Origin of the sequence: Streptomyces sp. CB01201 (genome assembly GCF_002803085.1) — a bacterium.
Taxonomy (GTDB): domain Bacteria; phylum Actinomycetota; class Actinomycetes; order Streptomycetales; family Streptomycetaceae; genus Streptomyces; species Streptomyces hundungensis.
On record NZ_NNBJ01000006.1, the window covers coordinates 309,148 to 323,678 of the forward strand.

A 14,531-nucleotide genomic window follows, 5' to 3' on the forward strand; every position below is an offset into this window, starting at 1 on the left:
TCCGGGGGGAGTTCGACGTGGCGAACGAGAGGCTTCGCGGCGCGATCGTTGAGAGCGGCATGACGCTCGATCAGGTGGGCGCGCGATTAGGGGTTTCGGCGAAGACGGTTGAGCGCTGGATCGGTGACCCGAAGCGCAAGCCCTACCGGCGCTTCCAGTACGCCGCTGCCTCGCTCCTGCAATGTGAAGTGTCTTACCTGTGGCCGGAGGAACGGACATCAGAAGAGGTCGCCGAAGCGGGAAACGCTGAGCTGATCAAGCTGTATCCACACAGGTCAGTTGTGCCGAACAGGTTGTGGCCCCAGCTCTACGCGCAAGCGCGTGAACACTTCGACGTTCTCGTCTACTCGGGCTTCTGGCTCACCGAGGATTCCGCGTTTCACAGAGTCGTCAAGGAAAAGTCAGCGGCCGGCGTCCGCATCCGTTTCATGCTCGGTGATCCGGACAGTCCCGCCGTAGCCGTGCGAGGTGAAGACGAAGGCATCGGCCCTGCAATGGCCTCCAAGATTCGAAACGCCCTCATCAATTACGGCTCGCTCTTCGGGCTCCCCGGAGTCGAGTTCCGGCTGCACAGCACGACGCTTTACAACTCGATCTACCGGGCCGATGCGGAGATGCTGGCGAACGGCCACCTTTACGGGGTCGGGGCTTACATGGCCCCCGTCTTGCACCTCCAACGCGTCCCAGGGGGCGAGCTGTTCGATGCGTACGCTGAGAGCGTTGAACGGGTCTGGGAGTCGGCCAGGCCCATCTCGTCACCCGCCGATTGTGGAGGATTGCACGCGTGAGTCGAATCGACTATTTTCGCGACCCGAACGCCCCCACCGCCAACTCTGTCGTGCCGTCGGTCACGGCAGTCGTCCGCGACGATGACGGACGGCTTCTGATTATCCACAAGACGGACAACGACCTATGGGCACTCCCAGGCGGCGGCCATGACATCGGTGAGAGCATCAGCGACACGGTCGTTCGGGAGGTTCTGGAAGAGACCGGGATAACCGTCGAGATTGACAGCGTTGTGGGGCTCTACACCAACCCTGAGCACGTCTTGGCGTACGACGACGGAGAAGTGCGGCAACAGTTCTCGATCTGCTTCCGGGCGCACCCGATCGGCGGGGCTCTGCGCACCAGCAGCGAGTCGAAAGAGGTCCGCTGGGTTGACCCAGCGGACCTCGGAGACCTGAACATCCATCCGTCGATGCGGTTGCGCATTCGGCACGGCCTGGACGACTCTCGGCAGCAGCCCTACATCGGCTGAAGTCCAGCAGCGGCCGCGGCTAGGCGACTCTCCACCCTTCCGGCGGCGGCGTAGATCTCAGGCGCCGCCCGTTGGATGAAACGGCCAACGATCGTCTCGGGACCGTAGCGCTGCACGATCTCACCAACCCGATCGGCCGGCGTGGTCTGGCCCCCGTCCGGCGTGGTCGTCATGTCGCAGAACACCAGCGCGTCCACCAGGCCGGGGTGCTCCAGCTCGAACTCACTCTCAAGCTCATGCCGGATCCCTCGCTCCTCAGCCTCCAGGAGGGCGCAGGAGTGGTGGGCCACGAGTCGCACGACCCGTTCGTCGGCTCCTTCCTGGTCACGAAGGAAGCGCGCCCCGTCCAGTGGATGAAAGCCGGTGGTAGCGATGCGCGGCGAATAGCCGATGTCGTGCAACACTGCCGCCGCTTCCAGGAGCTCGGCTTCGTCCCCCAGGATCGGCCCTAGCGCACGAGCACACTTAGCCACCCCTAGAGAGTGCGCCCACCTTCGCGGCAGCGGCTCGGCCAGCAGTGCCTCAGAGGTTGAATACGCCCACTCTTTTAGTCCCATGGCGGCCAAGGCTACGACCCGCCAGCGGTCGTCGGGAGGGCGCGTACAGTGCGCCCCTTGCCGTGCACGGTGGCGAGCAATCCGGTCCCCTCCATGTTGGCGAGCACGCGGCGCACCGCCGTGCGCGATACGTCGAACCGCGCACAGAGCTTGGCTTCGGACGGGTACGCGTCGCCAATCGCGAGCGCGTCCTCAGCGATCAAGTCGGCCATCCGGTCAGCGAGAGAGCGTCGATCCCCCTCGCGGGGGACACGCCACCCAACCCCTGGCGCGGACTCAATGGTCCCGTCTGCTTCGAGAACCTTGAGTGCGCGACGGATCGTGTTACGGGCGACACCGTGCGAGCGCATGAGGTCAGCCTCGGATGGCAGGGGACCGGTGATCTCACCCTCTTCGATCCCGTTCCGCAGTGCCTCCGAGATGACCAAGTACGTTCCGCGCGGACTGGCCTCCGACACTTCGGCTCCCTTCACTGTGCTCCGTTCCTCGTTGCCCAGGGTGCCATGGTCACCGGGGGCGACAGCAGTGCCTGGTGTCGGTTCGGTTCCCTGCTTCCGTCCATACATCTCCGCTCGCGGATCCATGCGTTTCGGATGTTGTGGGCCATGTGTGGGCCAGGGAGCCTTAGAAGGGGGGCGAGATGACCTCTGACCAGCACATACGATCGGTCCGCTCGCCGGTCTTGAAAACCGTCGTGGCAGCGATGTCACCGTGGGTTCAAATCCCACACCCACCGCAGATGAACGGCCCCTGACCTGGTGAATCGGTCGGGGGCCGCTCTCGTGCGCGTTGTCCGCCGGACTCCGTGGTTCCCCGTCAGTTCCCGGTCGATCGGGCACGGGAGGGGCACGGGCCCTGTGGCAGCAGTAGAAGTCCGTAGGATGGCAGACGGGGCGGAGCTGTAGCGCAGAGGTAGTCGCGCGCGGTCTCCAAAATCGCGAGGACGCCGGTTCGAATCCGGCCGGTTCTGCCTTCCCACCTGGCCCAACCCACCACGCTCCCCAGCTCCCATCCCGTCCGCCGTCGACCCACACGTCTGTGGAGCGGGCGTGGTTCATGGCGTCCAGGTGGAGCGCGCCACTGTACGAACGACCTGGACGCCATGGGCCGCGTCTGCTCGGCTCTGCCTGGGTCGACGGTGGACGGGATGGGAGCCCACCACGCACGCCACATTCGGCCGGCACTCGGCAACGGCGCCCCCTCCATCCCGGAGTCGGCCGATCCCCCGCCGGAGGCATCGTCTTAACCGGTGGCCTGCCTGCGGTACTCGACTCATGGCCTCGGCCCTATCCACATGTGGGCGCGCGTCGGCGCAGCGTGGGCGGAGCGGGCCGAAGGCAGGAGCGGCGCCCGCAGCGGAGCCGGGAAGCGCGCCCGGCGGAGCGGAGCGCAGCCGGGGCTTGATGAGGTAGAGAAACCTGTAACAGCTCACTGCCTGTGGCCAGTTGGGCGGCCTTGCGCGCCGAGGGTGACGGCTGTTCCCTTGGGGAAACAAGACCTGGTGACCGGGGGCGGGGCATGGGCGAACTGCGGGTTTCGGCGTGGAAAGCGCACGGTCACGATCGGCTCTACGTCAACAGGCCGGATGGCACCGCCATAGCGTGGTTCGATCGAAAGACAGGGCACATCGAGATCAAGGTGCCCGAACTTCGTGAGGCTGCGCTAGAAGCCTTGACGCCCCACCTAACGCGTCCATCGACCGCCTCGCCATCCGCTGCGGCAAGTCCGTCACCCTCGCCTGTTCCAGTGCCTCCACCTCAATATGACCTTGCCCGGGTCGCCCCCGGGTCCTCCCTCCTCTCGCAGGTGAAGAAGCATTCGCCGGGGCTGTTCGGTCGTGCCCTGGCATGGTCACTTCGGCGGCCTACACCGGCGGACTCGTGGCGACGAGGACGAGCGGGCGAACTCATCGTTGGGCGAGAACTCAAACGTCTTTCCCGGCACGGGTGGTACTCCCTGCACTCACTAATGATCTCGCCGATGCAGGACATCGACCATCTCCTCATTGGGCCCGCCGGCGTCTTCACGATCAACACCAAGAACCACTCGGGTATGGACGTCTGGGTGGGAAACGACATGGTGAAGATCAATCACGGGGAGTCCCACCCGTACGTCCGGAAGAGCCGCAGCGAAGCCGTCCGTGTCGCGCGGATCTTGGAACGCGGCTGTGGGTATCCCGTCGTGGTCAAGCCTCTGCTGGTCTTCGTGAGACCTGCGCGATTGGACAAGGCGTCACCTCTGACCGGCGTACGAGCGCTCTGTGAGCGGGACCTCGCGGCGTTTGGTCCACTCTCCGGTGTGCTCCGCCCGGAGCAGGTGGAGCACATCTACGCCGTGGCGCGCGACCGGCGGAACTGGCCGGATGTGCTTCAGGGATAGCCCCTGACGACTGGGTACGTTGACCTCATGAACCTCTCTGACATTGACGCCCGAGAGCGCTTCACCGAATCCCCTGTCGCTCGCCTGGCGACTGCTGACGCGGCCGGCGTCCCGCACGTCGTGCCGGTCACGTTCGCTGTCGACGGGGACACGATCTACTTCGCCATCGACCACAAGCCGAAGCGATCGACCAACCTGCGTCGGCTCCGGAACATCTCGGAGAACCCAGTGGTCTCGGTCATCGCCGATCACTACGCGGACGACTGGGCGGCATTGTGGTGGGCGCGAGCGGATGGGACAGCTGAGATCTGGGAGGACGATGGCCTCCGGGAGAGGGCTGTCGAGCTGCTGCAACGGAAGTATCCCCAGTACGTCGAGACACCGCCGACCGGGCCCGTTGTCGCTATCCACGTCGAGGCCTGGACAGGATGGGGCTTCGCCGGGTGACGGGCATCCGTGTGACCCGTAAGCTGGCTTGCATAGCCAAGCTGAGGTGACCTAGATGGCCGAGAAGGATCTTCCTCCGTACAGGAAGATCGCCGATGAACTGCGCGCACTGATCCTGTCGGGCAAGCTGCGCGCTGGCGAGAAGCTCAAGTCAGAGAACGAACTCAAAGATCAGTACGCCACCACCCGGGTGACGGTCCGAAAAGCGCTGGCACTACTCAAAGCCGATGGTCTGCTGATCAGCGAACAAGGTCGGGGCGTCTTCGTACGGCCGCGACCGAACGTGCAGATGCTCACCACGGGCGCCAACTTCCGTCAGCGCCGGGACACGGGCGTAAGCAACTTCAATGCCGAAGCTGCCGCTCAAGGGCTGCGCCCCGAGCAGCGCATTCTGTCTGTCGAGACGGTCTCCGCCCCGGCCGACGTCGCGTCACGACTTGAGGTCGCAGAGGGAACCGAAGTGATCCTTCGGCGCCGTGCGTTCTTCGTGAACGACGAACCTATGCAGCTCGTTGACGGGTACTACCCGGCCGACCTGTTCGCCGGCACCGAGGTCACGCAGAATCGGAAGATTCGTGGCGGGGTCAGCCGGGTGATCGAGGATCCAGAGGGGTCGATCAAGCAGCGCATCACGCAGTTCGTGGAGGACCTGGAGATTCGGATGCCGACCCCGTCGGAGACGGACTCGCTCAGGATCCCCCCAGGGGTGCCCCTGGCACGAGTGCTCCGCACGGCCCACACTTCCGCAGGTCGGAAGGTGGAAGTACTCGACTCACGGGTGCCGTGTGACAGGCATGTCTTCAGGTACGTCATCGACATTCCCTGATCAACTGCACTGAGTGAAGGGGACCTTCGGGTCCCCTTTTTTCAACTACCCACTTGCATATCCAAGTTGGGCGCCCTACGGTGATGACACAGCTTGGATATGCAAGCTGGTCGCACGTGAGGGACCTCGGTTCCCTCACCTCCGCATGGGAGTTGCTTCATGCCGTCCTTCAAGATCGACCTTTCGACCGCTGTGGTCTTCGTGGCGACTGCCCCGACGCCGAAGCTCGCCAACGTGAAGACAGGGGAGCGCGCGATGGACCGGGAGACCGGGGCGCCGCTGTCGACGGTGGGCCTGCTGGTCTCGGACGAGGGAGAGGGGAGCCTCTACCAGGTGACGATCCCGGAGACCGGATACCAGGAGGGGCTCGCGCCTGGCATCCCGGTCAAGGTCACCGGCCTCAAGGCGCGGGACTGGGAGAACGAGTTCAACGGGCAGAAGCGCCACGGCATCTCGTTCCGTGCGATCGCGATCACGGCAGGGGTCTGATCGTGTCGGATCTGTCGCTGTGGCTGGAGGGGGCTGGCGCCTTAGCCGGCGTCGGTGGTCTGGGTGTCGCGAAGGTTCGGGCTCCTCGCCTGTACTGGGCGACGGTAGGTCTGCCGGCGACGTGGGGCCGGTTCACGGTGCAGTACCGGGCGACGATGGACGTGTGTGGCCTGACGGTTCAGCCGTCCGGGCTTCGGGCGTTCATGGCCCGCAACGTGGCCCGCAGCGAGGTGCAGCCGGTCCCGCCGAAGATCCGCCGGGTGCGGGGCACGTCGACTGGCCTTCGGGTCACGCTGAGGCTTCCGGCCGGTCTGGAGCCTGCCGACATCGCCGCCGCCTCCGAACGCCTCCGCCACGCCTGGGGTGTCCACGCGGTGCACGTGATCCCGTCGAAGCCCGGCTATGTCGAGCTGCGCATGACCGGCTACGACGTACTGCGTCGGGTCCGGATGCCGAAGAAGTCGGCCCCGCACGGTCTGGTGGTGCCGGTCGCGCTGCGCGATGACGGAACGGTCTACGAGCGGGATTACCGCAAGGTCCCGATGGCACTTACGCTCGGCTCGAACCAGTCCGGGAAGTCCGTGTATCAGCGCAACCTGATCAAGGGTCTGGCTCAACTGCCAGTCGCGCTGGTCGGGATCGACTGCAAGCGCGGGGTCGAGCAGTCTCGGTACGCGTCGCGTCTGTCGGCGCTGGCCACGAACCCGAATGATGCCGCATCGCTGATCGATGTGCTGGTGGCGGAGCTGGAAGACCGCTTCGCGCTGCTCGCCGCGTTCGGTGTCTCGGACGTGTGGGGCCTGCCGGACAAGGTCCGCCCCTCTCCGATCGTGGTCCTGGTCGATGAGATCGCGGAACTGTTCCTGATCTCCTCGAAGAAGGATGAGGAACGCCGCGAGCGGATCGTCACCGGCCTGATCCGCCTGGCTCAACTCGCCCGCGCCGGCGGCATCTACCTGGAGATCTGCGGTCAGCGCTTCGGCTCCGAATTGGGCAAGGGCGCCACGATGCTCCGGGCCCAACTCACCGGCCGTGTCGTGCACCGCGTCAACGACAAGCAGACCGCCGAAATGGGCTTGAGTGACATCGCTCCCGAGGCGGTGCCGGCTGCTTGCCTGATCCCGGCTGATCGTCCCGGGCAGGCTGTCGCTGCCGATTCGTCCGGTGGCTGGTCCCGCATCCGCACCCCGCACATCAGCGAAGCCGAAACCGTGGCGACCTGCCGGGAGTTCGCGCACCTGATCCCCGAGATCTCGGCGCTGGACCCGTTCCGCCCGGCCATCGCCCCGGTACCGGTGTCGAACATTCCGCCGATGCCGACTACGGCCCCGGCCATTCCCTGATCCACCCCGCAGCACGGTCGGCGTGGCCGCCTCACGCCAGGTCCCTACCCGCTCCATGCCCGAAACCGGGCCTGCCTCGAAGGAGAACACCTCGTGAGTGACTCGCGTAAGGACTTCCACCGCACGGTCCTGATGCTCTGCGACCTGGCCCTGTACGCCCACCGGCCGGGTGCTGACCAGGAGTTCATCAAGGTCGTGGGCCCGTCGCTGGCCGCCTCCCTGCCCCGCGACGTCCCGTCGCCCGGCGCCGGCGAGAGCCCCGAGTACCCCCGCCGGGAGTGGTGACCATGGCCCCGCGCAAGAAGCCGGCCCCCGCGCCCGTGAAGTGCCCGGACTGCCAGACCGGTCAGGTCCTGGAGTCCTTCCAGGTCGGCGGTCGCAAGAAGCGCATCAGCGATGACCGGCAGGAGGCCTTGTGCCTGACCTGCCTCGGTACCGGCGAAGCCCCGACCGACTGAAACCCGCTGGGACCGGGCGGCCGGAGAACACTTCCCCGCCCGGCCCCGGCCGCCAAAAGGAGGGCATGTCATGAAGGTACGGATCACGATCACGATGGACGTGGACGCCGAAGCCTGGGCCTTCGACTACGGCTTGGACCGGCGCGACGTTCGAGACGACGTGAAGGACTACGTCGCGCACCTGATCGTCGGCTCGCACCACTTCGAAGAGAAGACGTTCACCAATGTCGGGTGGCGATGATGAGCCGCAAGATCCGCCCGGATGCTGTCCTCGTACAGGCCGTGATCGCCGGGGCCCTGTCCTTCGCCCACCTGCACGACATCGCTGCGGCGGCCGGACAGGACGGCTGGAAAGCCTGGGCCTACCCGATCAGCGTGGATCTGCTGCTGGTCGCCGCCTGGCACCGTATTCGCACCTTGCGCGCCGACCATCACGCAGCCCGGGCCGCCTGGTCGTGGTTCGGGACTGCGCTGATCGCCTCGCTCGGGGCGAACATCGCGACCGCCGGGCTCCTCGACCTGAATGCCGTGCCGATCTGGCTCCGCATCCTGGTCGCCGGCTGGCCCGCCCTCGCCTTCCTCGGCGGAACTCTCCTCGTCCATAGCCCCACCGAAGCCCCGGGCATCGTCCCGGACGCTCCGCAACCGGCAGAGGAACTGCCGACGCAGGAAGTCGAGTTGCAACGCGACGACGAACCGGAGCCCGCTCCGACCGCCGCTCCTGAGCTGCCTTCCGCATCCCCGCCGGCAGCGGACGCCCCGGCTGTTCCGCCCGCTCTGCTCGCGCACGCCCAGAAGATCGCCGACACGCACGAGGCCACGACCGGTGACCCGATCGACCGTGACGCTTTGCGCGCCCGGCTGGGACTGCCCGCTCCGATGGCCGATGCGATCGCCACGCAACTCCAACTCGCCTGATCAGAAAGGACGACCTGTCATGTCTGCCTACCGGCGCTTCCGCAACGTCCAGCGCATCGGCCCGGTCACCGTCGCCACCTTCTTCGACTCCCGGGGCCGCGAGCGTCACACGGCCGCCTGCACCGCCCCGCGCTGCGACTTCTCGGCGGAGTACGCCAACCGCTCGGCCGCCGAACTCGCCGCCCGCACCCACCGCTGCTCGGCCTAGAAGGGGTTCCGTCATGAACGTTCCGCTCTGGCTCGCCCTGGCAGTCGTCGGCTGGCTCGGCATCAAGCTCGTCCGCCCGCCCTGGTGGCTCGTGGCCGTGGTCCTCCTCGGCGGCTACCTCCTCGCCGACAGCTTCCTGTCCCCCGTGATCAACACCGCCCTCCACAAGTAGACCCGAACCGAAGGGAGTTTCCGATGTTCACGCCCAAGTACCCGGTCTCCGACACCATCACCGCACTGCGTAACGCCACCCGCCCGGCCCCGACCGACTCGGTCTCGGTCCAGCACCACGCCCCGGTATCCGCACCGGCCCCGACATCGCCGACGCGTCCGGCAATCCACCTGACGCCCGGCAGCACCCTCGCCCTGATCGGCGGCGGCACGGCCCTGGTGCTGATCGTCGGCACGGTCCTGGTCTCCATGCTCCTGGCGGTCGCCATCACCGGGGCCTCTGTCGCCGTGTGCGCGGTCGTCGTTCGTTCCCTCATGAACCACAACCGCTGAAAGGACTCGTCATGGGCCTGTTCAACCGCAAGCAGACCGGCGACACCGCCGCCGACCCGGCCATGGCCGAGCTGGGCCGTGAGTACGCCAACGCGCGTCGCCACGGTGACCGCAAGACCATGAACAAGATCCGCCGCGAGATCAACACCAGCGACAAGGACCTGTCGTCGTTCGCGGACGGCATGAACGCCTACGACGCGGTTCCGCCCGCCTACTCGCGCCGCAACCGCCGCCGCTAACCGGCCCCCGGAGCGGCCTCGGTCGCCAAACTTCCGCCGCTCCGGGCGCCTTCCCACCCTCCAGATCCAACGGACCCGAAAGGCAAGTCCCATCATGCCCCAGCACACCCCTGCCCAAAATCGGCCCGTCTGCCGACACTGCGACGGCTTCGCCACCGTCACGATCACCACCGGCACCCGCAACCCCGACGGCTCCCGTACGACGATCCCGGCCAACTGCCCCACCTGCAAAGGCATCGGCCACACCACCCCGGCCGCCACGCTCGCCCGGACGGGGCGGTGACCGTGATGAGCGATCTGGCTCCCACCTCCGAGCGTCCCGGCCTGCACGTCAGTAAGCCGTCACCCTCCGCCCCCGCCACCGCGTCCGTGGTCTGTCAGTGCGGGGCCTCCGCGACCGCCACGGGCGACGCTCAGGTCAAAGCGCTCGTCGACGGCTACACCGCCAGCCACGGGCCCGCCCACCAGCGGACGGGGCGCTGACCATGACCGACACCGCCACCATGGCGGGCCTGGACCCGGCCACCCTCGCCGACGTGCTGAGGGTCGCCGGGTCCCCGGGCTTCGACCGCATCCAAGACCAGATCCGCCGTACCGGCGGCTGCTCCGACCCCATCCACCTCCAGGGCGCCACCGTCACCCGCGACAAGACCACCGGCCGGATCCTCCACGCCTACTCGACCGACACCGAGCCCGGTGGACGCCTGCGCATCGCGTGCGGCAACCGCCGCGCCTCCCGCTGCCCCGCCTGCGCCTGGACCTACGCCGGGGACACCTACCACCTGATCCGCGCCGGACTCGTCGGCGACCCCGACAAGGGCACCCCGCACACCATCCGCGAACACCCCCGCGTCTTCGCCACCCTCACCGCACCCAGCTTCGGCCCCGTCCACAACCGGCCCGGCACCCGCCCCTGCTGCTGCGGCACCCACCACCCGGACGACGCACCCGAGTTGGGCACCCCGCTCGACCCGGAGAACTACGACTACGCCGGGGCCGTGCTGTGGAACAACCACGCCTCCGACCTGTGGCGCTACTTCACGATCTACCTCCGCCGTGAGATCGCCGCTCGCGCCGGCCGAACTCAGAAGGAAGCCCGGGAACAGTCCCGGCTGTCCTTCGGCAAGGTCGCCGAATACCAAAAGCGCGGTGCCATCCACTTTCACGCCGTGATCCGCTTCGACGGACCCGAAGGACCCGACACCCCGCCCCCGCACTGGGCCACCGTCGCCCTACTCACGGACGCTATCCATGCCGCCGCCGCACGCGTCCGCGTCGACCTGCCCGCCTCCGGCGACCACCCCGCACGGGCTTTGGGATGGGGCGACCGGATCGACGTCCAGCCGATCAAAGCGTTCGGCGACGGCTCCGAGATCACCGAACAGGCCGTGGCCTCCTACGTCGCCAAGTACGCCACCAAAGCCGCCGAGACCACCGGCACCGTCGACCGCCGCGTCGGCAACAAAGAAGCCCTCGTGCTGCTCGGCGTGGCCGATCATCCCCGGCGGCTGATTGAGGCCTGCATGGACCTGGACGACGCCTACCCGGATCGGAAACTCCGCGACTGGGCCCACATGCTCGGCTTCCGGGGCCACTTCTCCACCAAGTCCCGCCGCTACTCGACCACCCTCGGCGCCCTCCGCCAGGTCCGCGCCGACTACCGCGCAGCCCAACAACGCGCCTCCCTCGGCCTCCCCGACCCCGACGACCACCCGGAGACCACCACCCTCACCCTCGCCCACTGGACCTACGCCGGACACGGCCACACCCCCGGTGAATCCTGGCTCGCCGCCAACATCCACCGCGACATCACACAGAACCGAGAGACCGCACGCGAAGAGATCGCCGACGCGACGAGCCTTGAGGGGGAGTGGTGATGGTGGATCGACTTCTCACCGTGCGGCAAGTGGCTGAGCTGCTGAACACCTGGGAGGAGAGTGGCGAACGATTCCCGCGCCGCCTGATCGAAGAACGCCGCATCACGTTCGTGAAGGTCGGTCGCCACGTCCGTATCCCTGAGCGTGCGGTTGAAGCGTTCGTGGCGGCCAACACCATCGAACCGGTCGTCCTGCGGTCGACGCGCTTCGGGAGGGCTGCCTGATGGCGGGGAAGCGCAAGTCGCGACGGAACTTCGGCAGGGTCCGCAAGCTGCCCTCTGGCCGCTATCAGGCTCGGTACCCGGGTCCCGATGGTGTGCTTCGACCTGCGGACCGGACGTTCGCCACGACGACAGATGCTGATCGGTGGCTTTCCAAGAAGCGCATTGAGATCGAGGACGGCCGATGGCTGGACCCGGTGGAGGGGCAGACGACCGTGCGGGACTGGTCGGCTCGATGGCTTGCTGCTGTCTCGCCGCAGCTCAAGCACAAGACGCAAGCGTCCTACCGATCCCTGATCAACTCGCTGATCAACCCCACGTTGGGAGATCGTGAGTTGTCGAGCCTGCGGCCGATCGCCATCACGGAATGGGTCGCGAGCATGAACGCCAAGGGCCTCAGTGCGTCACGTATCCGGCAGGCGTACCGGGTGCTGTCCCAGGTCATGCGATCGGCGGTCGAGAACGACATGATCGCGCAGACGCCTTGCCGTGGCGTACGGCTGCCCCGGATGCCGCAAACCGAGCCGCACATCCTGACCCCGCTTGAGGCTTCGAGGGTCGTGCGCAGTGCCGACAAGCCGCATGATCTCCTGATCGCGCTTCTCGCCTACGCTGGGCTGCGTGTCGGTGAGGCCTTTGCCCTGCGACGCGTGGACATCGACGCTGCGGGCGGCTTCGTCCTCGTTGACGAGAATCTCGCCGAAGCCAACGGCAAGCTCGTCTTCGACACCCCGAAGACGCATCAGAAGCGGCTGTTGCGCATCGGCCCGTCACTCGTGAAGCGGCTGACTGCCCACCTCGCCACGCTGCCCGGCGGGGATGATGCCCTGCTGTTCACCACGCCTGCCGGTAAGCCCCTTCGCTACAACCAGTGGCGCAAGGCGTACTTCGATCCGGCGGTGCTTGCGGCCGGGCTGAGGGATGTGACTCCGCATGATCTCCGGGCCTCGCACGGGACTTGGGTCGCCGACAAGTACGGTGTGATGACGGCCGCCCATCGCCTGGGCCACTCGAACGCAAGCGTCACCACACGCCACTACGCCCGGCCCGTTGCCGGACGGGACGATCAGGTGGCCGCAGCCTCCGACGCCTGGTTCAGCGGGCACGATCATGGGCAAGGGGCACGTAGCGGGCACGACGACGATGACGACGGCTCCTCCGGGGCTCTCGTGCCTGTCTGACCTGCGGCGGAGACCTCATCGCCCGTGATCGGCGAAAGGTCTTGAAAACCGTCGTGGCAGCGATGTCACCGTGGGTTCAAATCCCACACCCACCGCAGCGACCCAGCGTCGATGCTGGTCAAAGGGCGTGATCCTGGTTCAGGGTCACGCCCTTCGCATGAGGCAGGCGTCACGCTGCAACCCCACGGCCCGCTCCCCTCACCGCGCCGCGCTCATCCGGGCCGCGGAGGCGATCGTCGCGAGGGCCTCGCGTTCGGTGAGGCCGGTGGTGATCGCGGCGGAGGTGAGGGCTCCGGTCAGCTCCTCGCCGATGCCGTTCTCGTACGCCCGGCACGCCGCCCAGAACAGCCGGGTGTTGCGCTGACCCTCGTGGGCGGCCAGTACGAACTGGATCAGGCCCTGCCCCTGAAGGTCGCCGGACCTCTGGTGGGCCCCGGATCCCTGAAGGTCCCCGGCCCCCTGGTGGGCCCCGGATCCCCGGTGGGCCCCGGACCCCTGGTGGGCCCCGTGCCGATGGGCGTGGTGGGGCCGGGCGGGCGGGGTGAGCAGGTCGAGCAGAGTGCGGGGGCAGCGGGCCGGGCCGAGGTGGGCGGTGCCCGGGGCGAGCCGGTAGACGCCCCGGCTGCTCAGCGAACCGGGGCCGACCAGATAGCCGCCCGCGCCCCGGATGTCGATGCCGGGGGCGAGCCGGCTCGCGGAGTTCGGCACGACCGTGCCCGGCGGCCCGGTCAGCCAGATGTGGCGACCCCCGCTCGGCGTGATCACGACCACGGTCTCGGGGATGGTGAACAGGTGCCGCAGCGCCAGGTGTTGGAGGGCCGCCGTGGCATCGGCCTGCGGCGGCTTGGTGTCGAGGTCGATCCCTATGAGGTGGTGCGGCGGCCGGCCGCAGGCGATGCCGTACCCGGTGGCCCAGGGCGCGGCCCTGAACAGCGCGCGCACCGCGGCCGGGTCGGTGGTGGCGTCGTGCACCCCGTGGCCCACCAGTCCGCACTCGCCCCGGCACGGCGCGGGCTCGGGCTCGCCCCGGTGCGGCGAGGGCAGCGCCGGGAGCTTGGTGCGGGACAACGGGATGACGGGCAGGCCGCGCTCGGCGGCGGACAGGGCGTGGGCGAGGGCCAGAGTGGCGGCCTGCCGGTCGATGGTGGCCATGACTCCATGTTCGTACGAATGTTCGAGAAAGGGAATCCCTTTCAGGGGCGACGGTCGCGCCCCGGCGCGGGCAGGGGCCGGTTTCCGCCGAGGCGCACGGCCCGGCCCGCGCCCTCGGGGCTCGTCCCCGCCCCCTCCTCGACCCCATCGGCGCCGGACGACAGACCGGTTACGGGCGGGTGGCGCCCCGCTGCCGTCTTGGTGTCCCCCGGGTGGGCAGCGGATGGCGGCCAAAGTTGGCCGAATCCAAGCCGAAACGGTTCTGCCCTTGCGGAGGCCCGGCTCCATCGCGGAAATCGGACCCCTGTCGACGGTTTGGGGGCGCATTGAGGGTTTATCGACATGTCCTCACGCTTGCGGGCGAAAGGTTCCTCAATGACTGGTTCGCCGGGGATTCGGTGGGCAACTCTGATCTCGCGACGTCGTCACAGCGTCCGGGGCGGTCGGCCAACTGCCTTGGAGAAGGCCGTACTT

At 67.6% G+C, this 14,531-nt stretch carries 23 protein-coding genes and 2 tRNA genes; 22 read left to right on the forward strand and 3 right to left on the reverse strand.

Translation table 11 applies throughout. The annotated features are described in order from the left end of the window. Window positions 1-17 precede the first annotated feature (17 nt). Together CG740_RS15545 and CG740_RS15550 are read left to right on the forward strand one after the other, a co-directional pair. Window positions 18-788 (forward strand): XRE family transcriptional regulator, encoded by a 771-nt coding sequence (locus tag CG740_RS15545; protein ID WP_100575809.1) that lies wholly within the window; start codon window positions 18-20, stop codon window positions 786-788. Beyond that, window positions 785-1,258, forward strand: coding sequence for an NUDIX hydrolase (locus tag CG740_RS15550; protein ID WP_100575717.1), 474 nt, complete (start codon window positions 785-787; stop codon window positions 1,256-1,258). Before CG740_RS15545 ends, CG740_RS15550 begins: the two co-directional genes overlap by 4 nt. On the opposite strand, the gene CG740_RS15555 is transcribed toward CG740_RS15550, so the two are convergent. Next, a complete protein-coding gene (locus tag CG740_RS15555) occupies window positions 1,246-1,815 on the reverse strand; it encodes an HD domain-containing protein (RefSeq protein ID WP_199846456.1) in 570 nt (189 codons plus the stop codon). The genes CG740_RS15550 and CG740_RS15555 overlap by 13 nt on opposite strands. Window positions 1,816-1,826: 11 nt before the next feature. Then, window positions 1,827-2,273 (reverse strand): winged helix-turn-helix domain-containing protein, encoded by a 447-nt coding sequence (locus CG740_RS15560; protein WP_100575810.1) that lies wholly within the window; start codon window positions 2,271-2,273, stop codon window positions 1,827-1,829. Window positions 2,274-2,463: 190 nt separating this feature from the next. Between CG740_RS15560 and CG740_RS39655 the strand changes: the two genes are divergently transcribed. The 20 genes from CG740_RS39655 (at window position 2,464) to CG740_RS15640 (ending at window position 12,905) form a co-directional block, all read left to right on the forward strand. Next, window positions 2,464-2,548: transfer RNA gene (locus CG740_RS39655), tRNA-Ser, on the forward strand. A 162-nt stretch (window positions 2,549-2,710) separates the two neighbouring features. Further along, window positions 2,711-2,785: transfer RNA gene (locus CG740_RS15565), tRNA-Trp, on the forward strand. Between the two features lie 548 nt (window positions 2,786-3,333). Beyond that, window positions 3,334-4,194, forward strand: coding sequence for a nuclease-related domain-containing protein (locus CG740_RS15570; protein WP_100575719.1), 861 nt, complete (start codon window positions 3,334-3,336; stop codon window positions 4,192-4,194). A 27-nt stretch (window positions 4,195-4,221) separates the two neighbouring features. Further along, a complete protein-coding gene (locus CG740_RS15575; RefSeq protein ID WP_100575720.1) occupies window positions 4,222-4,641 on the forward strand; it encodes a TIGR03668 family PPOX class F420-dependent oxidoreductase in 420 nt (139 codons plus the stop codon). A gap of 55 nt (window positions 4,642-4,696) precedes the next feature. Then, window positions 4,697-5,467 (forward strand): GntR family transcriptional regulator, encoded by a 771-nt coding sequence (locus CG740_RS15580; RefSeq protein WP_100575721.1) that lies wholly within the window; start codon window positions 4,697-4,699, stop codon window positions 5,465-5,467. 159 nt (window positions 5,468-5,626) lie between these two features. Continuing rightward, window positions 5,627-5,956, forward strand: a complete 330-nt coding sequence (locus CG740_RS15585) for an SCO3933 family regulatory protein (protein ID WP_100575722.1) — start codon at window positions 5,627-5,629, stop codon at window positions 5,954-5,956. Between the two features lie 2 nt (window positions 5,957-5,958). Further along, window positions 5,959-7,299 carry an FtsK/SpoIIIE domain-containing protein gene (locus CG740_RS15590; protein ID WP_100575723.1) on the forward strand — a complete coding sequence of 447 codons (1,341 nt, stop codon included), beginning with the start codon at window positions 5,959-5,961 and terminating at the stop codon, window positions 7,297-7,299. A gap of 93 nt (window positions 7,300-7,392) precedes the next feature. Beyond that, window positions 7,393-7,584 carry a hypothetical protein gene (locus CG740_RS15595; protein WP_100575724.1) on the forward strand — a complete coding sequence of 64 codons (192 nt, stop codon included), beginning with the start codon at window positions 7,393-7,395 and terminating at the stop codon, window positions 7,582-7,584. Window positions 7,585-7,586: 2 nt separating this feature from the next. Further along, complete coding sequence (locus CG740_RS40345) at window positions 7,587-7,757, forward strand: hypothetical protein (RefSeq protein WP_199846457.1); 171 nt, start codon at window positions 7,587-7,589, stop codon at window positions 7,755-7,757. 70 nt (window positions 7,758-7,827) lie between these two features. Further along, window positions 7,828-7,998 carry a hypothetical protein gene (locus CG740_RS39660; protein ID WP_159030304.1) on the forward strand — a complete coding sequence of 57 codons (171 nt, stop codon included), beginning with the start codon at window positions 7,828-7,830 and terminating at the stop codon, window positions 7,996-7,998. After that, window positions 7,998-8,675, forward strand: coding sequence for a DUF2637 domain-containing protein (locus CG740_RS15600; RefSeq protein WP_100575725.1), 678 nt, complete (start codon window positions 7,998-8,000; stop codon window positions 8,673-8,675). Before CG740_RS39660 ends, CG740_RS15600 begins: the two co-directional genes overlap by 1 nt. A gap of 19 nt (window positions 8,676-8,694) precedes the next feature. Next, window positions 8,695-8,883, forward strand: a complete 189-nt coding sequence (locus CG740_RS15605) for a mobile element transfer protein (RefSeq protein ID WP_100575726.1) — start codon at window positions 8,695-8,697, stop codon at window positions 8,881-8,883. Between the two features lie 13 nt (window positions 8,884-8,896). Next, window positions 8,897-9,055 carry a hypothetical protein gene (locus CG740_RS40350; protein ID WP_199846458.1) on the forward strand — a complete coding sequence of 53 codons (159 nt, stop codon included), beginning with the start codon at window positions 8,897-8,899 and terminating at the stop codon, window positions 9,053-9,055. Between the two features lie 23 nt (window positions 9,056-9,078). Continuing rightward, window positions 9,079-9,387 (forward strand): hypothetical protein, encoded by a 309-nt coding sequence (locus tag CG740_RS15610; protein ID WP_100575727.1) that lies wholly within the window; start codon window positions 9,079-9,081, stop codon window positions 9,385-9,387. A gap of 11 nt (window positions 9,388-9,398) precedes the next feature. After that, complete coding sequence (locus CG740_RS15615) at window positions 9,399-9,626, forward strand: hypothetical protein (protein WP_100575728.1); 228 nt, start codon at window positions 9,399-9,401, stop codon at window positions 9,624-9,626. A 94-nt stretch (window positions 9,627-9,720) separates the two neighbouring features. Beyond that, window positions 9,721-9,909 (forward strand): hypothetical protein, encoded by a 189-nt coding sequence (locus CG740_RS15620; RefSeq protein ID WP_100575729.1) that lies wholly within the window; start codon window positions 9,721-9,723, stop codon window positions 9,907-9,909. A gap of 5 nt (window positions 9,910-9,914) precedes the next feature. Continuing rightward, a complete protein-coding gene (locus CG740_RS15625; RefSeq protein WP_100575811.1) occupies window positions 9,915-10,109 on the forward strand; it encodes a hypothetical protein in 195 nt (64 codons plus the stop codon). Between the two features lie 2 nt (window positions 10,110-10,111). Continuing rightward, complete coding sequence (gene repSA, locus CG740_RS15630) at window positions 10,112-11,503, forward strand: replication initiator protein RepSA (protein ID WP_100575730.1); 1,392 nt, start codon at window positions 10,112-10,114, stop codon at window positions 11,501-11,503. Beyond that, a complete protein-coding gene (locus CG740_RS15635) occupies window positions 11,503-11,727 on the forward strand; it encodes an excisionase family DNA-binding protein (protein WP_199846459.1) in 225 nt (74 codons plus the stop codon). The genes repSA and CG740_RS15635 overlap by 1 nt, the downstream gene beginning before the upstream one ends. Beyond that, window positions 11,727-12,905 carry a tyrosine-type recombinase/integrase gene (locus tag CG740_RS15640; protein ID WP_100575731.1) on the forward strand — a complete coding sequence of 393 codons (1,179 nt, stop codon included), beginning with the start codon at window positions 11,727-11,729 and terminating at the stop codon, window positions 12,903-12,905. The genes CG740_RS15635 and CG740_RS15640 overlap by 1 nt, the downstream gene beginning before the upstream one ends. 198 nt (window positions 12,906-13,103) lie before the next feature. Here CG740_RS15640 and CG740_RS15645 read toward each other — a convergent pair whose 3' ends face one another. Next, complete coding sequence (locus tag CG740_RS15645; RefSeq protein ID WP_100575732.1) at window positions 13,104-14,057, reverse strand: bifunctional DNA primase/polymerase; 954 nt, start codon at window positions 14,055-14,057, stop codon at window positions 13,104-13,106. Between the last annotated feature and the right edge of the window lie 474 nt (window positions 14,058-14,531).

What these genes read in the sequence shown, in the direction of transcription:
- CG740_RS15555 (WP_199846456.1), bottom strand. Translation starts at nt 1,815, where the DNA reads ATGGGACTAAAAGAGTGGGCGTATTCAACCTCTGAGGCACTGCTGGCC.
- CG740_RS15570 (WP_100575719.1), top strand. Translation starts at nt 3,334, where the DNA reads ATGGGCGAACTGCGGGTTTCGGCGTGGAAAGCGCACGGTCACGATCGG.
- CG740_RS15575 (WP_100575720.1), top strand. Translation starts at nt 4,222, where the DNA reads ATGAACCTCTCTGACATTGACGCCCGAGAGCGCTTCACCGAATCCCCT.
- CG740_RS15580 (WP_100575721.1), top strand. Translation starts at nt 4,697, where the DNA reads ATGGCCGAGAAGGATCTTCCTCCGTACAGGAAGATCGCCGATGAACTG.
- CG740_RS15585 (WP_100575722.1), top strand. Translation starts at nt 5,627, where the DNA reads ATGCCGTCCTTCAAGATCGACCTTTCGACCGCTGTGGTCTTCGTGGCG.
- CG740_RS40345 (WP_199846457.1), top strand. Translation starts at nt 7,587, where the DNA reads ATGGCCCCGCGCAAGAAGCCGGCCCCCGCGCCCGTGAAGTGCCCGGAC.
- CG740_RS39660 (WP_159030304.1), top strand. Translation starts at nt 7,828, where the DNA reads ATGAAGGTACGGATCACGATCACGATGGACGTGGACGCCGAAGCCTGG.
- CG740_RS15600 (WP_100575725.1), top strand. Translation starts at nt 7,998, where the DNA reads ATGAGCCGCAAGATCCGCCCGGATGCTGTCCTCGTACAGGCCGTGATC.
- CG740_RS15605 (WP_100575726.1), top strand. Translation starts at nt 8,695, where the DNA reads ATGTCTGCCTACCGGCGCTTCCGCAACGTCCAGCGCATCGGCCCGGTC.
- CG740_RS40350 (WP_199846458.1), top strand. Translation starts at nt 8,897, where the DNA reads ATGAACGTTCCGCTCTGGCTCGCCCTGGCAGTCGTCGGCTGGCTCGGC.
- CG740_RS15610 (WP_100575727.1), top strand. Translation starts at nt 9,079, where the DNA reads ATGTTCACGCCCAAGTACCCGGTCTCCGACACCATCACCGCACTGCGT.
- CG740_RS15615 (WP_100575728.1), top strand. Translation starts at nt 9,399, where the DNA reads ATGGGCCTGTTCAACCGCAAGCAGACCGGCGACACCGCCGCCGACCCG.
- CG740_RS15620 (WP_100575729.1), top strand. Translation starts at nt 9,721, where the DNA reads ATGCCCCAGCACACCCCTGCCCAAAATCGGCCCGTCTGCCGACACTGC.
- CG740_RS15625 (WP_100575811.1), top strand. Translation starts at nt 9,915, where the DNA reads ATGAGCGATCTGGCTCCCACCTCCGAGCGTCCCGGCCTGCACGTCAGT.
- repSA (WP_100575730.1), top strand. Translation starts at nt 10,112, where the DNA reads ATGACCGACACCGCCACCATGGCGGGCCTGGACCCGGCCACCCTCGCC.
- CG740_RS15635 (WP_199846459.1), top strand. Translation starts at nt 11,503, where the DNA reads ATGGTGGATCGACTTCTCACCGTGCGGCAAGTGGCTGAGCTGCTGAAC.
- CG740_RS15640 (WP_100575731.1), top strand. Translation starts at nt 11,727, where the DNA reads ATGGCGGGGAAGCGCAAGTCGCGACGGAACTTCGGCAGGGTCCGCAAG.
- CG740_RS15645 (WP_100575732.1), bottom strand. Translation starts at nt 14,057, where the DNA reads ATGGCCACCATCGACCGGCAGGCCGCCACTCTGGCCCTCGCCCACGCC.